General features: G+C 62.4%; 19 protein-coding genes. 5 read left to right on the top strand and 14 right to left on the bottom strand.

Features of this window, described 5'->3' with window-relative positions; genetic code table 11:
* Window positions 1-43: 43 nt before the first annotated feature.
* The 3 genes from MF606_RS07540 to MF606_RS07530 all read right to left on the bottom strand — a co-directional run bounded on the left by MF606_RS07540 (window position 44) and on the right by MF606_RS07530 (window position 3,738).
* A complete protein-coding gene (locus tag MF606_RS07540) occupies window positions 44-355 on the bottom strand; it encodes a Dabb family protein (RefSeq protein WP_240233194.1) in 312 nt (103 codons plus the stop codon).
* Between the two features lie 168 nt (window positions 356-523).
* Entirely contained in the window at window positions 524-2,794 is a 2,271-nt protein-coding gene (parC, locus tag MF606_RS07535; RefSeq protein WP_240233193.1) for a DNA topoisomerase IV subunit A, read from the bottom strand.
* A gap of 305 nt (window positions 2,795-3,099) precedes the next feature.
* A complete protein-coding gene (locus MF606_RS07530) occupies window positions 3,100-3,738 on the bottom strand; it encodes a TetR/AcrR family transcriptional regulator (protein WP_240233192.1) in 639 nt (212 codons plus the stop codon).
* Window positions 3,739-3,807: 69 nt separating this feature from the next.
* Between MF606_RS07530 and MF606_RS07525 the strand changes: the two genes are divergently transcribed.
* The gene (locus MF606_RS07525; RefSeq protein ID WP_240233191.1) at window positions 3,808-4,416 is read left to right on the top strand and encodes an NAD(P)H-dependent oxidoreductase; all 609 of its coding nucleotides are present in this window, start codon (window positions 3,808-3,810) and stop codon (window positions 4,414-4,416) included.
* Here MF606_RS07525 and recO read toward each other — a convergent pair.
* Together recO and MF606_RS07515 are read right to left on the bottom strand one after the other, a co-directional pair.
* Window positions 4,413-5,120, bottom strand: coding sequence for a DNA repair protein RecO (gene recO, locus MF606_RS07520; protein ID WP_240233190.1), 708 nt, complete (start codon window positions 5,118-5,120; stop codon window positions 4,413-4,415). The genes MF606_RS07525 and recO overlap by 4 nt on opposite strands.
* Complete coding sequence (locus MF606_RS07515) at window positions 5,120-5,590, bottom strand: MarR family winged helix-turn-helix transcriptional regulator (RefSeq protein WP_240233189.1); 471 nt, start codon at window positions 5,588-5,590, stop codon at window positions 5,120-5,122. The genes recO and MF606_RS07515 overlap by 1 nt, the downstream gene beginning before the upstream one ends.
* A gap of 88 nt (window positions 5,591-5,678) precedes the next feature.
* Between MF606_RS07515 and MF606_RS07510 the strand changes: the two genes are divergently transcribed.
* Entirely contained in the window at window positions 5,679-6,017 is a 339-nt protein-coding gene (locus MF606_RS07510; RefSeq protein ID WP_240233188.1) for an antibiotic biosynthesis monooxygenase, read from the top strand.
* A gap of 267 nt (window positions 6,018-6,284) precedes the next feature.
* Here the strand turns inward: MF606_RS07510 and era are convergent, their stop codons facing one another.
* The 7 genes from era to rpoZ all read right to left on the bottom strand — a co-directional run bounded on the left by era (window position 6,285) and on the right by rpoZ (window position 12,873).
* Complete coding sequence (gene era / locus MF606_RS07505; RefSeq protein WP_240233187.1) at window positions 6,285-7,208, bottom strand: GTPase Era; 924 nt, start codon at window positions 7,206-7,208, stop codon at window positions 6,285-6,287.
* Window positions 7,209-7,221: 13 nt separating this feature from the next.
* Window positions 7,222-7,926 (bottom strand): ribonuclease III, encoded by a 705-nt coding sequence (gene rnc / locus MF606_RS07500; protein ID WP_240233186.1) that lies wholly within the window; start codon window positions 7,924-7,926, stop codon window positions 7,222-7,224.
* Window positions 7,923-8,741 (bottom strand): signal peptidase I, encoded by an 819-nt coding sequence (gene lepB / locus MF606_RS07495; protein WP_240233185.1) that lies wholly within the window; start codon window positions 8,739-8,741, stop codon window positions 7,923-7,925. The genes rnc and lepB overlap by 4 nt, the downstream gene beginning before the upstream one ends.
* 31 nt (window positions 8,742-8,772) lie before the next feature.
* Window positions 8,773-9,201, bottom strand: coding sequence for a holo-ACP synthase (gene acpS, locus MF606_RS07490; protein WP_240233184.1), 429 nt, complete (start codon window positions 9,199-9,201; stop codon window positions 8,773-8,775).
* A 145-nt stretch (window positions 9,202-9,346) separates the two neighbouring features.
* On the bottom strand, window positions 9,347-9,937 hold the full coding sequence (pyrE, locus tag MF606_RS07485; RefSeq protein WP_240233183.1) for an orotate phosphoribosyltransferase: 591 nt from the start codon (window positions 9,935-9,937) through the stop codon (window positions 9,347-9,349).
* Window positions 9,924-12,209 carry a RelA/SpoT family protein gene (locus MF606_RS07480; RefSeq protein WP_240233182.1) on the bottom strand — a complete coding sequence of 762 codons (2,286 nt, stop codon included), beginning with the start codon at window positions 12,207-12,209 and terminating at the stop codon, window positions 9,924-9,926. Before MF606_RS07480 ends, pyrE begins: the two co-directional genes overlap by 14 nt.
* Window positions 12,210-12,504: 295 nt before the next feature.
* Window positions 12,505-12,873, bottom strand: coding sequence for a DNA-directed RNA polymerase subunit omega (rpoZ, locus tag MF606_RS07475; protein WP_236897445.1), 369 nt, complete (start codon window positions 12,871-12,873; stop codon window positions 12,505-12,507).
* A gap of 248 nt (window positions 12,874-13,121) precedes the next feature.
* Between rpoZ and MF606_RS07470 the strand changes: the two genes are divergently transcribed.
* Together MF606_RS07470 and MF606_RS07465 are read left to right on the top strand one after the other, a co-directional pair.
* A complete protein-coding gene (locus MF606_RS07470) occupies window positions 13,122-13,691 on the top strand; it encodes a LabA-like NYN domain-containing protein (RefSeq protein ID WP_240233181.1) in 570 nt (189 codons plus the stop codon).
* A 58-nt stretch (window positions 13,692-13,749) separates the two neighbouring features.
* Window positions 13,750-14,298: a hypothetical protein gene (locus tag MF606_RS07465; RefSeq protein ID WP_240233180.1), complete on the top strand. Its 549-nt coding sequence runs from the start codon at window positions 13,750-13,752 to the stop codon at window positions 14,296-14,298.
* On the opposite strand, the gene smpB is transcribed toward MF606_RS07465, so the two are convergent.
* Window positions 14,295-14,792, bottom strand: a complete 498-nt coding sequence (smpB, locus tag MF606_RS07460; protein WP_240233179.1) for an SsrA-binding protein SmpB — start codon at window positions 14,790-14,792, stop codon at window positions 14,295-14,297. The genes MF606_RS07465 and smpB overlap by 4 nt on opposite strands.
* A gap of 5 nt (window positions 14,793-14,797) precedes the next feature.
* A complete protein-coding gene (gene dapA / locus MF606_RS07455) occupies window positions 14,798-15,673 on the bottom strand; it encodes a 4-hydroxy-tetrahydrodipicolinate synthase (RefSeq protein ID WP_240233178.1) in 876 nt (291 codons plus the stop codon).
* A 249-nt stretch (window positions 15,674-15,922) separates the two neighbouring features.
* On the opposite strand from dapA, the gene MF606_RS07450 reads away from it, so the two are divergent.
* Window positions 15,923-17,944 carry a lytic transglycosylase domain-containing protein gene (locus MF606_RS07450; RefSeq protein ID WP_240233177.1) on the top strand — a complete coding sequence of 674 codons (2,022 nt, stop codon included), beginning with the start codon at window positions 15,923-15,925 and terminating at the stop codon, window positions 17,942-17,944.
* Window positions 17,945-17,964: the final 20 nt, after the last annotated feature.

The following is a 17,964-nucleotide window of genomic DNA, read 5'->3' as shown; positions in this document are numbered from 1 at the left end:
CGATCCGCGAGGGTGACGAGCGGTGGAATGGCGCGCCTGGGCTCTAATCCAGCTTCATATCGAACACCAGAAGTCCTTCCGCACCACCTTCCAGCGCGGCGACGAGCCGAGCGCCGGCGGCTTTATGGGCTGGGTCGTCGAGGTAGCGGTCGCGGGCGGCTTCGTCGGCGAGGTCCATGATGAAGCCGTCATCGAAGCCCTGCCCCAGGCCTTCGGGCGAAGTGTTGGGGCCGAAGGTGGCGCTGAGCAGGCCGTCGATCTGCCCGACCAGGGCGTTGAGGCCGGCATAGATTTCGGCGCGCTCGTCCTTGCTGACGCCGGAGCGGAACCTGAAGAAGACGCAGTGGCGGATCATTGGCGGCTCCTTTCCCTTCTCCCCTTGTGGGAGAAGGTGCCCGAAGGGCGGATGAGGGGTCTCTTTCTTCGTGTCTGGCATGGGATGACGCAGTACCCCTCACCCTGGCCTTCCGCTGAACGCGTCAGGCCGTCCCTCTCCCCCGAGGGGAGAGGGGTAGACCGAGTTCTACCCCACGAACTTGTTGTTCCTCGGGAAACCGTTAGGCGGTTGGCGGCCAGCCGTGGCGCGGTCGCCGAGCCAATCGGTGAGTTCTTCCATTGGCTTGGTGTAGGTGCGGCCGGAGCTGTCTATCCACGTGAGGCCATCAGCGGCATAGAAGGTCTTGAGGTCAGAAATGCCGCCATCCTTGTAGCGCTGCAGCCGGACGCCCTTGCCGCGGCCCATTTCGGCCAATTGAACCAGCGGGAAGACCAAGAGCTTGCGGTTCTGGCCGATAACGGCGACACGGTCGCCCGCGCAGGGCACGAGCAATGCGGCCTCGTCGGGGGCGCCGACATTGAGGATCTGCTTGCCCTTGCGGGTATTGGCGATCATCTCGTCTTCGCCGACGATGAAGCCGTAACCTGCTGACGAGGCAATGATGCGCTTCTGGCCGGGGCGATAGACGAAAATATCGACGATATCCTGGCCTTCCTCGATATCGACCATGATGCGGACCGGCTCGCCCTGCCCGCGTCCACCCGGCAGCTTGTCGCCAGCCAGGGTATAGACCTTGCCGCCGGTCGTGAGCATGAGCAGCTTGTCAGTGGTCTCGCACTTAATGGAAAGCTTGAGGCGGTCGCCGGCCTTGAAACCCTTCTCGTCATTGACTTCCACTGCATGGCCGCGTGGGGCACGTATCCAGCCTTTTTCCGAAAGGATGACGGTGATCGCCTCGCGCTCGATGAAGGCTTCGGTGACTTCGGAAAGGTCAGCGTTGGGCGCGTCCTTCAATTCGGTACGGCGGCTGCCCAGGGCGTGGCGTGAGCCATCGGGGTTGAGCAGAGGATAGGCCTTCTTGAGAGCCTCGATTTCCTTGCTGATGTTGCCCCACTGGCGCTTGTCAGAAGCGAGCAAAGCTTCGAGATGGCCCTTCTCGTCGGTGAGGTCGGCATGTTCCTTGCGCAGCTCGATTTCTTCGAGCTTGCGCAAGGAGCGCAGACGCATGTTGAGGATGGCTTCGGCCTGTACGTCAGTCAGCTCGAACGTGCTCATCAGTGACGCCTTGGCGTCATCCTCTTCGCGGATGATGCGGATCACCTCGTCGAGGTTTAGGTAGGCGATGATGTAGCCGGCTAGCACTTCGAGGCGGTGGGCGATCTGTTCCAGCCGGTGCTGGCTGCGGCGAACGAGGACTTCCTTGCGATGTTCGAGCCAGGCCTTGAGGGCCTGGGCCAGGCTCATCACCTTGGGTACGGCGCCGCGATCGAGCACATTGAGGTTGAGCGGGAAGCGGGTCTCAAGATCGGTGGTCTTGAACAATTGCTCCATCAGGATCACCGCATCAACGGTGCGGGCGCGCGGCTCGAGAACGAGGCGGATATCGTCCGAACTCTCGTCGCGTACGTCTTTCAGCAGCGGCAGCTTCTTGGCCAGCAGCAGTTCAGCGATCTTCTCGACCAGGCGCGACTTCTGGATGCCGTAGGGAATTTCGGTGACGACGATGAGATAGACGCCGCGGCCGGTCTCTTCGATGTTCCACTTGGCGCGTAAGCGGAACGAGCCGCGGCCGGTCTCGTAGGAATGGGCGATCGAGCTCGCTGATTCAACCAGAATGCCACCCGTGGGGAAGTCCGGGCCCTTCACGAACTGAGTCAGGTCGTGGGCGGAAGCATTTGGATTGACGTTGATAAGATGCAGTGCAGCGTCGCAGAGTTCGGCGACATTGTGCGGCGGAATCGACGTCGCCATGCCCACGGCGATGCCGGTGGAGCCGTTGGCCAGCAGGTTCGGGAAGTTCGAAGGCAGGACGACCGGCTCTTCGTCTTCGCCGTCATAGGTCGGCTTGAAGTCGATGGCGTTTTCGCTGATGCCCTCAAGGAGGCGCATCGTAATATCGGTCATCCGACTTTCGGTGTAACGCATCGCGGCGGCGTTATCGCCGTCGATATTGCCGAAATTGCCCTGGCCGTCGACCAGTGGGTAACGCAGGGCAAAGTCCTGCGCCAGGCGGACCAGGGCGTCGTAGATCGACTGATCGCCATGCGGGTGGAACTTACCGATCACGTCGCCGACGATACGCGCGGACTTCTTGTAGCCCTCGTTGGGCGCCAGCTTGAGCAGACGCATGGCGTGAATGATGCGGCGGTGCACGGGCTTGAGCCCATCGCGCACGTCGGGCAATGCACGCTGGGTTATGGTCGACAGGGCGTAGGAGAGGTACCGCTCCTCAAGCGCCTGCTTGAGGTCAACGACGCGCTGGTCGTCGGCAGGCGGGAGGGTATCGCTATCAGACATCGGCAGGCATTCCGGGAGAACGAATCAGGAAATCACTATAGCGGGCAGGACCAGATTTGTGCGGAAACACTGGGTTTTGCACGGGTTATAGGCGTGAAGACACACCGCCTGTGATGCGGTTGCCAATCATAGGCGCATGCCAAGATGGCAGCGAGCGGACCCCGAAGCGGTTCTCGCCCCATAAGTAAATTTTAGTGAGACGATCGTCGCCTCGGGGACCGGGAAGGCTCGTCCGGCCGGCCGGTGCTCGGAGCTGCGCGGCACCGGGAGGCTGGGAGGGAGTAGCAGCGGATGCCGATGGGGACTTAGCGTTCGACGGTGGTCGGTTTGTTCCCGGCGCTTCGCTCAACCAGGCCGATGATGGTGTCGAACAGCTCGTCCCTTGCCTGTTCGATAGAGATATCGCCGTTGACAGCCGCTTCCGACAGGGCCTCGGCGGCGCCGAGCATGGCCCAGAGCGCCGGTGCGCCGATAGGCCGGCCGCCAGTGAATGGTACCAAATCGGCGCGACACTTTTCGATGAAGCTGGCCTGGTATTCGCGCTTGATAGAGGCGAGTTCAGGCGAGCCCGCCAGGGCGGCGATAATGCCCGGTATCTCGCGCCCCTGCTCGCGCACGCATTCGATGTAGGACGCAGCAATGACCAAAGCCCGCCCGGCGAGCGTCGGTTCGCTGGCGGCAATCGCAGCGTCCATGATGATGGCCTGGCGCTGGTCGAAATCCTGATAAAGCGCGGCCAGCAGTGCCGGACGGGTGGGAAAATGGTCGTAAACCACTGGCTTGCTGACCGCCGACCGTTCGGCCAGCCGACCGAGCGTAAGCGCGTCAGTGCCCTCTTCGCCGATCACCTGCCAGGCGGTGCGCACCAGCTGAGCATAGCGATCCTCGCGTGAGAGGCGCTGACGCGGAGGCCCGCCCCGAAGAACATTGTCGCTGCTTGACATCGTTATGTACCAAAAGTAGCCTACTAATAGTATATAACTTATCCGGCTGGCTAGCAAGGAGCCAACATCATGCACGCACTTATCGTCTTCGCGCATCCCGACCGCGCATCGTTGACCCATGCTTTGGCGGCGCGGATAGCTGCCGGTATTGTCGAAGCGGACAGGACAAACACCTTCGAGATCGCCGATCTGAGCGCGGAGGGCTTCGACCCGCGATTCACTGCGGCCGATATTTCCGTTCACATGGAAGTTGCCACCCCACCCGCCGACGTGGCACGGGAACAGGCGCGGATCGACCGCGCCGATGCGCTGGTGCTGGTCTATCCGGTCTATTGGTGGTCGATGCCCGGCGTGCTCAAGGGGTGGATCGACCGGGTCTTCGCCAATGGTTGGGCCTATGCCGAGACCTCGGACGGCAAGCTGATCAAGAGGCTGGGCCATCTGCCGGTGCATCTGGTGGCGCTGGCCGGCGCCGACGCTCGGACCTATGCCCGGCACGGCTATTTCGGCGCCATGAAGACCCAGATCGATCATGGCATTTTCAACTATTGCGGAGCGCCGGTGGCGACGTCAGAGCTGCTGATGCCGTCAGGCGCGACCTGGGATGCGCAGTTGGAGCGAGTACAAGCCATTGGCCGGAGCTTGTTTGGTGCAGCGAAAGCGGCGGACGCCGCCTAGTCCTTGCGGCTGAGAATATCGATCAGGCTCTGGCGGGTTGGGGAGGTCGCGATGTCGCGCGGCCCCCACACCTGCGCGTCGAGGAAATGCCCGGTCAACCGCAGCGCATCGGCAATATCATCCGGCCCGGCATTGCCGCGCGTGGTCAGGAAGCTGGGCAGCGGCAGCAGGCGATCGAGATAGGGCTGGGCCGCGGTTCGGGACACGGCACGACCGGTCTTGGGGGAGACGTGGGTCAGGTCGATGGTGGTGCCGGTGGCGGCGCAGGAAGCGAGATCGAGGCCGTAGCCCAGGTCGTCGAGCACGGCGAGTTCGAAGCGGGCGAGCTCGGCGCCATCGGGCGGATTGTCAACGAGGCGCAGAGCCATGGCGAGGAGGCGATCATGCGGGTCGCGTTCGGGAAGCAGGCGCAAATGCTCGCAGACGAGCTGGCTGAGATAGAGCCGGGTGCGATCCTCGATCAGGGCGGCAGCACGGGCTTGCAGCAGTTCGACAGTGAACATGCCGAGCTGATCTTCGAGACGGGCACGCCAGGTGAGCTGGATGGTGTTGCCGGGCTGGAGCACGGCCGCGAGCCGGCGCGTGCGGCCGCCGCGCACGAGGCCGAGATGCCGGCCACGGCCGGCCACCATGGCCTCGGCGATGACTGACGTCTCGCCGTGGCGGCGAACACCGATCAGAAGGGCTTCACCGGTCCATTCCATCAGTCGGCTGGCTCGCTGCTGGTCTGCTCTAGGCGCGTGCGCAAGGTTTGAAGGATTTGGGCGGCAACGGCTATTTCGCCGGTGTCCATGCCCTGCACCAGTGTCTCCACCCACGGCGTTTGCAGCTTGTGAATGGCGCGGAAGGCGTCCCTGCCCTGGTCCGTCATGCAGACCAGCTTGGCCCGGCGATGGTGGGGATTGTCTTCCAATTGCACGAAGCCGGATTCCAGCAACTCGTTGACCAGACGCTGCACGCCCTGCCGCGCCGTGCCCAGATCGCGCGCGATATGGGCTACCGGTTGAGGCACGGCCGCCATGGCCACAGCGCCCAGAACCTGCCAGCGCGCGCTGGTGAGGCCGAGCGGGGCAACAAGTTGATCGCCTGCCGACACCAAACGCGCATTGGCGCGGAAAATGTCGAGAAACAGGGCGCTGAGGGCACGGGCAGCTTTTGCGTCAGTCGAACTCATATTGACATCATAACTCCATGTTGACATCATGCTGTCAATTCAGCGCGACTGAAGGCAATTCGATATCCCCGCTCTATGGAGACCAGACATGACCACCTCTACGCAACAGCCAAATTCTTCCGTTTTTCGCATCGACAGCTTCGCCGTGCCGCAGGCGGCGCACACGGAGTTCATGGCCAAGGTACAGGAAACCAAGGACTTTCTCGATGAACAGACCGGCTGCCTACAGAACCTGATTCTGGAACGGCATTCCGGCTCCGACCGCTTCAATGTGGTGACAGTGGTCGAATGGGAACACGAACAGGCCTTCGCCAAGGCGAAAGCGGCCATGATGGAGAAGCGGCGAGGCAGTGGCTTCGATCCGGAGGCGTTTCTCAAGACGCTGGGCGTCGAAGCCAATATGTCAAACTACATTGCTGCAAGTTGAGGGACGCCGCCTATGCCCTTGCGGCGAAAGCCACGTCCAAGGAGGTTCTGAAGGAGGGTACCGCCTCAGCCCTTCCCAAAAGAGTCCGCGCTATCCGTACGGCCGATATCATCGGCCCGACCGTTATCAAAACGAGCATTGCAACTGCGTATCGGCTGGGAGGGCCCGGCAACATCACGCCAATTAGAACGCCGCACAAAGCGCGAGGATTACAAGCTCTGGTGCATGCTTTTTGATTGCATTTGGAAATGACACTCGGCCATCGCCTTAGCCCTTACCGTGCGGGTATTCTAGCCCCATTTCGCGGTAGCGTTCCGGGTCGTCGCCCCATTTTTCGCGGACCTTGACGAACAGGAAGAGGTGGATGGGCACCTCGTACATGGCCATCAATTCCTTGCGGCTCTCGGCGCCGATGGCCTTGATGGTCTGGCCGCCGGCGCCCAGCACGATCTTCTTGTGGCTTTCGCGCGAGAGGTAGATCACCTGGTCGATCTTGTAGGAGCCGTCCTTCTGGATCTTGAAGCTCTCGGTTTCGACCGTGGAATTGTACGGAATCTCGTCGTGGACGCGCAGGAACAGCTTTTCGCGGGTGATCTCGGCGGCGGTGATGGCCATGGTGAGATCGGTGAGGTGATCCTCTGGGAAGTGCCAGGGGCCGGGCGGAATGTGCTTGATGCACCAATCCATAAAATCGCTGACGCCGTAGCCCTTGAGGGCCGAAATCATGAAGGTGGCTTCGAAGCGCAGTTTGGCGTTGATGGCTTCGGAGAGCTTGAGCAATTCCTCGTTCTTGATCGTGTCGATCTTGTTGAGGATCAGGATGCGCGGGTGATTGATGTTGTCGAGGCCCTCGATCAGCTTTTCGAGTTCTGGCGTCAGGCCGCGATCAACATCAACGATGAGGGCGACGAGGTCGGCATCCCCTGCCCCGCCCCAGGCGCTATCGACCATGGCGCGGTCGAGCCGGCGCTTAGGCGCGAAGATGCCGGGCGTGTCGATGAAGACCAGCTGGGCTTTGTCCAATGTCACCACGCCGCGGACCTGGCTGCGGGTGGTCTGTGCCTTGTGGGTGACGATGGAGACCTTGGTGCCGACGAGCGAATTGAGCAGCGTCGACTTGCCGGCGTTCGGCGCGCCGACGAGAGCAATAAAGCCGCAGGAGGTATCGGCCAGTTCGGATGGTGTGTTCATTGAGGCAAGCCTATCAGGTTTTCGGCCACACCTTCTGGGAAATCAGGAACAGCTCGGCGGCCTTGTGTTCGGCGATCTTCTTGGAAGGTCCGGTGGCGCTCAGCGGTTCGAAATCGCCCAGGGTGACGGAGATGGTGAATTCGGGCGCGTGGTCGGGGCCGGTGCGCTCGGTCTGGGTATAGGTGGGGGGCTCGAGGCCGCGGGCCTGGGCCCATTCCTGGAGCGTGGTCTTGGCGTCAGCTTTGTTGGCCTGCCCGTCGGCGAGGAATTCTTCGAACATGCGCTCGACGAATTCATAGGCCTTGCCAAGGCCGCCATCGCAATAAATGGCGCCGATGACAGCTTCGGTGACGTCGCCGAGAATGGCTTCCTTCTCGGCCCCGCCGGTGCGGGCTTCGCTGTCACCGAGATTGAGTTCGCCGCCCAGATCGAGGGTGCGGGCGATGATGGCGCAGGTTTCCTTGCGCACGAGGGTATTGAGCGTGCGGCTCAATTCGCCCTCGTTGGCCTTGGGATAGCGACGATAGAGCATGTCGGCCACGACGAGGCCGAGCACGCGATCGCCGAGAAATTCGAGACGCTGGTATGAGCGCTCGATGCGCTTGGCGGGCGAGACAAAGCTGGAATGGGTGAGCGCGCGATCAAGCAGGTCCGGATCGGCAAACTTGTAGCCTAACCGGAACTGGAGCTTGTCGTGGTTACGCGCGCCTCGGCTCACGGCGTGGTGTCGTAGGGCTTGTCGGTGGACACGCCTTGGAACATGCGGTCCCAGCGGACGTTGGCCGGCCACTGCCAGAGCTGCCAGGGCGGAATATTGTCCTTGATCGAGAAGAAGCGGGCTTCGGCCTTCGCGATGAGATTGACCGCCGGGACATAGCCGACCTGGCTGAGCACGCGGCTATCGGCGGAACGGTCGCGGTTGTCGCCCATCATGAAATAGTGACCGGCCGGAACCACGTATTCCTGGGTGTTATCGAGCGGCGCAGTGTCGGAGATTTCCTGGATGATGTGGGTCGTACCCTCGGGGAAGGTCTCGCGATAGACGGTGACTTCGCGAGTCTGGCCTTCGCTATCGGTATCCTGCGCGGTGCCGAGCTCTTCGCGCTCGACCATGGTGCCATTGATATAGAGGCGACCTTCACGAACCTGGATAGTGTCGCCCGGCAGGCCGACGACGCGCTTGATGTATTCGATATTCTGCGGCACCGGGCGGAACACGGCGATATCGCCACGGTTGGGTTCGCGGCCAAAGATGCGGTTGGAAATCGGCAGCTCGAAATCGAGCGCGCTGAAATCGCCGTAGCGGCCGAGCGAGAAGGAGTGCTTGCCGTAACCCCAGACGAACTTGTTGGCGACGAAGTAGTCACCGATCATCATCGTCTGCTGCATCGAAGCCGTCGGGATCGAGAAGGGCTGGTAGAGAAACGAGCGCAGCACGATAGCGATCAGCAGCGCCTCGACCACCACGACGATGGTCTCAACCCATTCATTGGTCGCGGACTTCTTGATGGGCTTGTCGACGGGCTGGCTCATGGATTTCCCCGGAAATGCGGCAAGCGCACGGTTATGCCTTTGTTCCGGCCGGGTCAACGGCGTCGGCGGGCAGTGCCTCTATGATGACGAAGGCCTGAGCGAGCCCGGCATCGTCGGTAATGGTCAGGTGGATGTGGGGAACGTGGCCGGGCGGAACAAGGCGGGCCAGCGCTTTTGCCGCGCCATTGGTCAGATGCATGGTCGGCTTGCCCGATGGCAGGTTCACCACGCCCATGTCGCGCCAGTAGACACCCCAGGAAATGCCGGTGCCGAGAGCCTTGGAGCAGGCCTCCTTGGCGGCAAAGCGCTTGGCGTAGGATGCGGCGCGCTGGGCCCGGCGATCGGACTTGCGGCGTTCGATCTCGGTAAAGCAGCGGTTGGTGAAGCGATCGCCGTATTTTTCGAGGGTTTGCTCGATGCGGTGAATCTGGATGAGGTCGGAGCCGAGGCCGAGGATCATGGATGCCAGCGTCCCTTGTTCACGCACAGGGCGTCACCCTCGGGCTTGACCCGAGGTGCCTGTACTTGACCATCGGCCCGCCAGTGCAGAGCCCTCGGGTCAAGCCCGAGGGTGACGGCCGGTGGGCGGGCCAATGGGCCAGACACTACTTCACCCCCTGAATGCCGCGGCTGCCCGGCTTGACAGCCGGGAGGGCGGCCAGTTCTGGCGGGAGCTGGTCGGCGGGATACGCGGGGACTTTGTATTCGATCAGGCTCACCAGCGGCACGCCGACATCGGCTTCGCCGCCGGAGCGGTCGATGAGGCAGGCGGCGGCCACGACGTTGGCGCCGATGCCGCGCAGCGCCTCGACGCATTCGCGGATGGAGAGGCCGGTGGAGACGATGTCTTCCACGATGATGACCTGGTCATCGGCTGCGATCTCGAAGCCGCGGCGCAGCTCGAACTTGCCTTCGACGCGTTCGGTGTAGAGCGAGGGAAGGCCGAGGTGGCGGGCGGTTTCGTAACCGGGAATGATGCCGCCGATGGCGGGCGACACGACCTTGGTGACGCCGGGATATTCGGCGCGGATCTTGTCGGCCAGGGCCTTGCACAACTTTTCGGTCTGGGCGGCGTATTGAAACACCTTTGCCTTCTGCAGGAAGACCGGCGAGCGCAGGCCCGACGACAGGATGAAATGGCCTTCGAGCATGGCGCCGCATTCGCGGAAAATGTTCAGGACTTCATCTTTCGTCATCGGCAAACCTCTTATCTACCTTGCCATCCCATTCCAGCGTCGAGATCATGCTCGCTTCGCGGATGCCGGCGCGTTGCACGGCCGAAAGGCCAGGACTGCGCTTGAGCGTTGCCAGAACATCGGTCAGTTGCGCAAGGTCGCGCACTTCGATTTCGAAGATCATCTGGTGAAAGTCGGGCGAAATCATCCGCATCACCAGATTGTTGATGTTGGCGTCGCAGGCGGCGATGGCCGAGGAAATCTGGGCCAGCGAACCGGGCTTGTTGACGCTCTCCATGGTGATGACGGTGGCGTAGAGCCTGTCATCGGCGGTGCTGATGTTCCAGCGCACGTCGACCCATGCCACATCGCTGTCGTGCATGTCGGTTAGCGCGTCGGAATGGATCGGATAGACCAGCATGGGGCTATCGGGTTGCAAAATGCCCACGAGGCGATCGCCGGGAACGACCCCCTCCCCCGATACCGTCACCGGCATGTGGAAATCGAGTTTCGCTAGGGCCGCCTTGGCGCGCGGGCCAGAGCGCTGGCCGCCGGGGACGCGGAAGCGGAACAGATCGGTGGCGCGCAGGGCGAACCAGCCGTCGGCCGTGTCGGCAACCGGCAGGTCGAGCTTGCGGCGGCGCTTGCGCAGGCCCTTGAGCTTGGCAAGCTCGACGGCCAGAGGCTCCGAGCCGACCTTGCCCTCGCCAACAGCAATCAGCAGGTCGCGGCGACTATTGGCGTTGAGCGCTTCGGCGAGAGCCTTGGCCTCGCTGTCATCGAGCATGACGCCTTCGCGCTCGAGCAGCATGTTGAGCACATGTTCGCCCAGGGCCAGAGCCCGCTGGGTGGCGGCATGGCGGACCGAACGGCGAATAGCGGCGCGGGCCTTCCCGGTCGCGGCAATGCCGAGCCAGTTGAGCGGCGGCAGGTGGTTCTGGTCGCGGATAATCTCGACTTCATCGCCTGAGCGAAGCTGCGTCACCAGCGGCAGGATGGCGCCGTTGATCTTGGCGCCAACGGTGGTGTCGCCGATGTCGGTATGAAGCGCATAGGCGAAGTCGATGGGCGTAGCGCCGCGCGGCAGGGCAATTAGCCGTCCGCGCGGGGTGAAGCAGAAGACCTGATCCTGGAACAGTTCCAGCTTGGTGTATTCGAGGAAATCTTCGGTTGAATTGCCGGCGGTCAGATGCGCGATGGTGGAGCGCAGCGAGCCATAGGCCTGCGATTCATTCTCGATGCGGCTGAGATCGGCCGAGGCGCCGTCCTTGTAGAGGGCGTGCGCGGCGATGCCGAACTCGGCGATACGGTCCATCTCCTCGGTGCGAATCTGCAGTTCCGCGCGCTGGCGGCCGGGACCGACAATGGTGGTGTGGATGGACTGGTAGTCGTTGTGCTTGGGGACCGAAATATAGTCTTTGAAGCGCCCGGGCACGACCTTCCATTTGGTGTGGACGACGCCGACCGTGCGGTAGCATTCCTCGATCGAGCCCACGATGACGCGGAAGCCGATCATATCGGAGAGTTGCTCCAGCGCGATCGACTTGCGCTCGATCTTGTTGAAGATCGAGAACGGCGACTTCACGCGCGCCTTGACGCGGGCGGTGATGCCCTCGGCGGCGAGGCGCTCGGTGAGCTCGCGGGAGACGGTGGAAATGGTCTCGCGATACTCGGTCTGCAACTCGTCGAGCCGCGCGGTGATCGCCTCATAGTGATCGGGCTGGAGGATCTTGAAGGAGATGTCTTCCAGCTCGTTGCGCATGTCCTGCATACCCATGCGGCCGGCGAGCGGGGCATAGATATCCATGGTCTCCTGCGCGATGCGCGTCCGCTTTTCGGGCGGCATGTATTGCAGGGTACGCATGTTGTGCAGGCGGTCGGCCAGCTTGACCAGCAGCACGCGCACGTCCTGGCTGATGGCCAGCAGCAGCTTGCGCAGGTTTTCGGCCTGGGCCTCCTCGCGCGAGACTAGGTTGAGGCGCTCGATCTTGGTCAGGCCATCGACGATGGCGCCGATTTCAGAGCCAAAGAGCTGGTCGATTTCGGCGCGGGTGGCGTCGGTGTCTTCGATCGTGTCGTGCAGCAGGCCCACGGCAATCGAGGCGTCGTCGAGCTTGAGCTCGGTCAGGATGGCGGCGACCTCGAGCGGATGATTGAAATAGGGGTCGCCGGAGGCACGCTTCTGCGAGCCATGCTTCTGCATGGCGTACACATAGGCCTTGTTCAACAACTGCTCGTCGACGTTCGGGTTATAGGCCTGAACGCGTTCGACAAGCTCATACTGACGCATCATGGGAGGTGTCGCCGCTCGCTCGAAGATTGGAGCTTAGCGCTTTGAAAGAAAATGGGAAGGGTGGTGGGGGAGTATCTGAGTTGGGCGGCGATGGGAAGGGTGGCGAGGTTGTCAATCGCGGTGTCATCCCGGCGAAGGCCGGGATCCAGGTCTGCCTTCATCCGCGAGCTGCGTGCGATGGAGAGCTAGGATTCCGGCCTTCGCCGGAATGACATCGCATAAGTGCGGGCACCATCCCAAAACAAAGCACCCCCGGCTCGCGCCGAGGGTGCTGAATACTCGCCAACGAGCAAAATCAGTCGTCGCGGCGTTCCGGTGGGGCCAGGCTTTCGATACCGCGCAGCAGTTCTTCTTCGCTGATGGTATCGAAATTGATCGAATCGTCGTCGCCGGCGCTTTCGATCAATGGAGCCGCATGGCTCTCGGGCTCGTCGACTTCGACATATTTCTGCAGCGAGTGGATCAGATCCTCACGCAGGTCATCGGGCGAGATGGCGCCGTCGCCGATTTCGCGAAGCGCCACAACGGGATTCTTGTCGTTATCGCGTGAGACAGTGATCTGGGAGCCCGACGAAATCATGCGCGCACGATGCGCGGCCATGAGAACGAGATCGAAGCGGTTTTCGATCTTTTCGATGCAGTCTTCAACGGTGACGCGTGCCACAGACGTCTCCAAAACTTATGGAATGAACGCCTCCCATACACGAGGCACGGGGATGGCACAAGGTTTGCGTGCCCCTGCTCCCGGCAGAGTTGCCAGAACGACTTTGCGGGACCCAGGCTTGCCAGTGGCGCGAAAACATGCGAGTAGCGAAATTAATTTAATGTTAGCTGCGGAACTTAATCGCCGCAATTTCTGCTGCAAGACAGCGCCATGTATTCCGGCGGGTCGCCGCCAATCGGGAGTTTGGTATGCCCATCGACCCTCGCGAAAAGATCGTCCTCTTCATTGACGGCGCCAATCTCTACGCAACATCGAAGGCCATAGGCGTCGACATCGACTATCGGAAGTTACTGGCCGATTTCAACGCCCGGGCCTATCTGCTGCGGGCCAATTATTATACGGCGCTGGTCGAGGACCAGGAATACTCATCCATCCGTCCCCTGATCGACTGGCTCGACTATAACGGCTTCACCGTTGTGACCAAGCCGGCCAAGGAATTCACTGATGCCGCCGGGCGGCGGAAGGTGAAGGGCAATATGGATATCGAGCTCTGCGTCGATGCACTGGAGCTGGCCCCCTACTATGATCACATGGTGCTGTTTTCCGGCGACGGCGATTTCACCGCGCTGGTGGCCTCGCTGCAGCGCAAGGGCAAGCGTGTGACGGTGGTATCGACGCTGACCACCTCGACGCCGATGATCTCGGACGACCTGCGGCGGCAGGCGGATTTCTTCATCGACGTCGCCGACCTGGCCAAGACCGTCGGCCGTCCGCCCAGCACAAGGCCGGTGGCGGCGCCGACTACCGAAGAGACCTAGTACGCTGGTCGCCGGAGTGCCGCCCTGCTAGCTTTCGCGAAAGCGGAGTTTTAGCCACATGCGGATCGCCTTACTCAATTTGACCGTTGCCAGCCTGCTGCTTGGCGCCATGCCGGCCATGGCCCAGGACGCAACGGTATTTGACCAGTATGCAGACGTGGTCGCGACGCTGGGTGGCACAAACGCCGATCCGGCGGATTATCGCCGGCAATTGCTGGATGGTCTGGCGGGCGACTGGTTCCCGATCGGCGCGTTGCAGCCGACCGGTGACGATCCTGATCTTTTCGCCATGGCCTGCGAGAAGTCGCTGACCCAGATCGCGGTTCGCGACGGATTTTCGTTCGAGGCCAGCCGTGTCAATGCCGAGGGAAAGCCGGTGAGCACGACGATCTACACCGCTCGCGCCGGCAGTGAATTCGGTAGTTATACCGACCCGCAGGTCGCGGCCAAGTGGCTGGGGATCGACGTCGACAATGCGGACGCTACGGCGCTCAACGCCCTGCTAAGCGGGCTCAACGGCACGGTGAGCGTATCCCGGCCCTCGCCGGATATTCTGGTGATCCAGAAGCCCGGTACGGCCGATATCCTGGCGCGGTGCGCGAGCTAGCCGCGCCCACCCTCTTTCATGATGCGGGATTTGTCGCGGTTCCAGTCGCGATTACGCTCGGTTTCGCGCTTGTCGTAGTTCTTCTTGCCCTTGCCGAGGCCGATCAGCACCTTGGCACGGCCCTGGTCGTTGAAGAACAGTTTTAGCGGCACGATGGTGTTGCCGGCGCGGGATACTTCCTGGTCGAGGTGAGCCAGTTGCTTGCGCGAGACGAGCAGCTTCCGCGGCCGCTTTTCTTCGTGGTTGAAGCGGTTGGCCTGGAGATACTCGGGAATGTGGGCGTTGATCAGCCATAACTCGCCTTTTTCGGGCGAGGCATAGGACTCGGTGATCTGCGCTTTGCCGAGGCGGAGCGACTTGACCTCGGTGCCCGTCAGCACGAGGCCGGCCTCTAGCGTCTCGCCGATCTCGTAATCGTAGCGTGCACGACGGTTTTCAGCCACGAGACCGTGGCTGATCACACCGTTCCTGGATTTGTCGTTCTTCTGGGCCATGCGCTCTAGATAAGACCTGCATGGCGCATTGCAAAGTCCATCGCGTCCTCGGCGGCTCTGGTGGCCGGCACGAGCGGCAGGCGCAGTTCGTTGGCACAGAGGTTGAGGCGGCTGGCGCCGTATTTCACGGGGGCCGGGCTGGGCTCGATGAAGACGTTCTTGTGCAGATGCACCAGCTTGTCCTGGATGGCGAGTGCGCCCTTGAAGTCACCGGCCAGGGAAAGCTCCTGCATCTGTGAGCAGAGGCGCGGAGCGATGTTGGCGGTGACCGAAATGCAGCCATTGCCGCCATGGGCATTGAAACCGAGAGCGGTGATGTCTTCACCCGAAAGCAGGATGAAGTCGGTGCCGAGCTTGGCTCGCTGCAGGCTGGCCCGGCCAAGATCAGCCGTTGCGTCCTTGACGCCGATAATGTTGGCGTGAGCCTCGTGCAGACGCGCGATGGTATCGACGGTCAGATCGGCAATGGTGCGGCCGGGCACGCTGTAGAGGATGACCGGAATACCGACGGCCTTGGCGACAGCCGAGAAGTGCTGGAACAGCCCTTCCTGGCTGGGCTTGTTGTAGTAGGGCACGACGGAAAGCACGGCATCAGCACCGGTTTCCTCGGCGAACTTGGCGAGCGACACCGCTTCGGCAGTCGAGTTCGAGCCCGCGCCGGCGATGACAGGCACGCGCTTGTTGGCGACTTCGACGCAGATTTCGACGACGCGACGATGCTCTTCGTGGCTGACAGTGGGGCTTTCGCCCGTGGTGCCGACCGGCACCAGACCGTGCGTGCCCTCGGCGATCTGCCAGTCGACAAAGCTGGCGAAGGCTTTCTCATCCACGTTCCCATTGAGCATGGGAGTGATGAGCGCCGTAATCGATCCTCGCAGCATTTGTCGGATTTTCCTCAGGTTAGGTTGCCACAGTTCAGCCGTGGCGGGATGGCATAGCCGGATTGGCAGGCCGAATAACGGGCCGCACCATAGTTTCTATCGGGCAGCACCACAACGCTTTGTTGCTGCCACGGCCGGCACGGATCACCAGCGGCAACCAGATGTTTACCCGACCGGGATAACGATAGGTTAACCGCAAGGTGGGGGCTCCTTGCCGGATCTACGACTTGTATACCAGCAGGACGGCAGATGAAGCGCTTACGGGCAGGTTTCGTCGCAGCGGTTTTGGGACTGGCTAGCTTTGCCCCCTTCTCGTTTGCGCCGGCCAATGACACCGTCGATATGACAACGACCGGCTCGGTGCAGCCGGACGTGGCGTTGGCTGGTACCGGTGAAGAGGGCTCGGCGCCGTTTCGCGCCGCGCTGGCCACCCTTGTCGGCGGCGACCCGGTCGCGGCCTATGCGGCCGCTCGCGGGCTTGGAAATGCGGTGGAGCGGCGAACCATCCAGTGGGCGGCCATCTACTTCAATGGCGGCAAGATCGACTACCAGACCGTGCAGCGCTTCGCTGCGGATGCGCCGGAATTCGCGCCCGCCAGCCTCTACCAGACACGGATCGAACAGGCGCTTGCCGAAGCCGAGCCGGAGCCGACTGTTGTCGTGAGCCTGTTGGGCGACACCACGCCGAGCACGGTTGATGGCCAGATCATGCTGGCTGCGGCGTACGTCGCGGCTGGCAATGATGCGCGGGCGACTGAGCTGGCGCGCAGCCTGTGGATCGAGAACTTCCTGACCGAGGCGCAAGAAAAGACCGTGCTCGCCAAATTGGGCACGCTGCTCGATTGCGACACGCATTGGCAGCGCGCCATCCACCTGATGATGCATGACCGCGCCCGTGGCAGCGAGCGGCTGATCCCGTTCCTGACCGAGGCACAGGCATCGCTGGTGGTGGCGCGCGCCGCGGTGTCGCGCAATGATGCCGACGCCAAGGCCAAGCTCGACAGCGTCGATCCGAGCATGCAGGCCAATCCGGTCTTCATCTTCTCTCGTGCGCAGCGGGCCCGGCAGTTCGAGCTATGGCAGAGCGCGGTTGATTGGCTGAACAAGGCACCTGACGAGCTGCCTGACGCCGCTGAGTGGTGGTATGAGCGGCGCACCCTGGTGCGCAAGCTGCTCGATGCCGGCCAACCCGCCCTCGCCTTCCAAGCCGCCGCCGGCTACCGCAATGGGCCTGACGGCCGCATGGTGGAGGCGCATTTCCACGCCGGCTGGATCGCGCTGTCGTTTCTTGATGACGCGGCGTCGGCCAAGGCCCAGTTCACGGCAATGCTACCTTATGCGACGCTGCCCGATAGCGTCAGCCAGGCCAATTATTGGCTAGCGCGCGCCAATCGCAAGCTGGGGGATGAGCCCGCGGCACGAGCGGCATTCGAGACGGCGGCGCGCTATGGCACGGTCTATTACGGGCAATTGGCGCGGGCGGAATTGGGCCAGGACAGCGTCAATATCCGCCCCCTGCCCGACGGAACGCAGAGCAAGACCCTGTTCGACAGCAATCAGGTGGTGCAGGCAATCAGGCTGCTGGCTGCCAATGGCCAGGGGACTATGGCAGCGCCGTTGCTAAGCCATTTTGGCAGTGGCCTGACAAATGGCGGCGACCTGCTGCTGGCGGCGCGGCTGGCGCAGGAGATCGGCGCGCATCACCTTGCCATCGCCATTGCCAACACGGCCGACCAACGCGGTACGCCGCTGGACCTGTTCAGCTTCCCCAAGGATGGTGTTCCGGTCAATGCCCAATTGGCCGCCGATCGCGCGGCCGTCTATGCCGTAGCCCGGCAGGAATCGATGTTCCAGATCGATGCCGTATCGGTGGCGGGTGCGCGCGGCATCATGCAATTGATGCCGGGCACGGCCAAGGATGTGGCGCGGCAAGTGGGCGTCGACTATTCGCCCAATCGGCTGGTGAGCGACGCCGCCTATAACGCCCTGCTGGGCTCGACCTACCTTGCCAAGCAGCTCGATCGCTATGACGGCTCGCTGGTGCTCGCGGCGGCAGCCTACAATGCCGGCCCGGGCAATGCCGACAAGTGGCTCAGGGCCTATGGAGACCCGCGCGCCGACAATGTCGATCCGGTGATCTGGGTGGAGCTGATCCCGTTCCAGGAAACCCGGACCTATGTGAAACGCGTGCTGGGCAATTATCTGGTCTATCGGGAGCGATTAGGCGACAGCCGGCTGACGTTGATGCAGGCCCTGCGCACGATCGAGTAGAATCGCTTGAGGCGGCGGCG

The organism is Devosia lacusdianchii (assembly GCF_022429625.1).
In the GTDB taxonomy this organism is placed as follows: domain Bacteria; phylum Pseudomonadota; class Alphaproteobacteria; order Rhizobiales; family Devosiaceae; genus Devosia; species Devosia lacusdianchii.
The sequence above is the reverse complement of the archived record's forward strand: the minus strand, read 5'-3'. Positions and strand labels throughout refer to the sequence as shown.

Bases quoted from the DNA above. Each gene is read 5' to 3' on its own strand.
- MF606_RS07540 (WP_240233194.1), bottom strand. From the start codon at position 355: ATGATCCGCCACTGCGTCTTCTTCAGGTTCCGCTCCGGCGTCAGCAAG.
- parC (WP_240233193.1), bottom strand. From the start codon at position 2,794: ATGTCTGATAGCGATACCCTCCCGCCTGCCGACGACCAGCGCGTCGTT.
- MF606_RS07530 (WP_240233192.1), bottom strand. From the start codon at position 3,738: ATGTCAAGCAGCGACAATGTTCTTCGGGGCGGGCCTCCGCGTCAGCGC.
- MF606_RS07525 (WP_240233191.1), top strand. From the start codon at position 3,808: ATGCACGCACTTATCGTCTTCGCGCATCCCGACCGCGCATCGTTGACC.
- recO (WP_240233190.1), bottom strand. From the start codon at position 5,120: ATGGAATGGACCGGTGAAGCCCTTCTGATCGGTGTTCGCCGCCACGGC.
- MF606_RS07515 (WP_240233189.1), bottom strand. From the start codon at position 5,590: ATGAGTTCGACTGACGCAAAAGCTGCCCGTGCCCTCAGCGCCCTGTTT.
- MF606_RS07510 (WP_240233188.1), top strand. From the start codon at position 5,679: ATGACCACCTCTACGCAACAGCCAAATTCTTCCGTTTTTCGCATCGAC.
- era (WP_240233187.1), bottom strand. From the start codon at position 7,208: ATGAACACACCATCCGAACTGGCCGATACCTCCTGCGGCTTTATTGCT.
- lepB (WP_240233185.1), bottom strand. From the start codon at position 8,741: ATGAGCCAGCCCGTCGACAAGCCCATCAAGAAGTCCGCGACCAATGAA.
- acpS (WP_240233184.1), bottom strand. From the start codon at position 9,201: ATGATCCTCGGCCTCGGCTCCGACCTCATCCAGATTCACCGCATCGAG.
- pyrE (WP_240233183.1), bottom strand. From the start codon at position 9,937: ATGACGAAAGATGAAGTCCTGAACATTTTCCGCGAATGCGGCGCCATG.
- MF606_RS07480 (WP_240233182.1), bottom strand. From the start codon at position 12,209: ATGATGCGTCAGTATGAGCTTGTCGAACGCGTTCAGGCCTATAACCCG.
- MF606_RS07470 (WP_240233181.1), top strand. From the start codon at position 13,122: ATGCCCATCGACCCTCGCGAAAAGATCGTCCTCTTCATTGACGGCGCC.
- MF606_RS07465 (WP_240233180.1), top strand. From the start codon at position 13,750: ATGCGGATCGCCTTACTCAATTTGACCGTTGCCAGCCTGCTGCTTGGC.
- smpB (WP_240233179.1), bottom strand. From the start codon at position 14,792: ATGGCCCAGAAGAACGACAAATCCAGGAACGGTGTGATCAGCCACGGT.
- dapA (WP_240233178.1), bottom strand. From the start codon at position 15,673: ATGCTGCGAGGATCGATTACGGCGCTCATCACTCCCATGCTCAATGGG.
- MF606_RS07450 (WP_240233177.1), top strand. From the start codon at position 15,923: ATGAAGCGCTTACGGGCAGGTTTCGTCGCAGCGGTTTTGGGACTGGCT.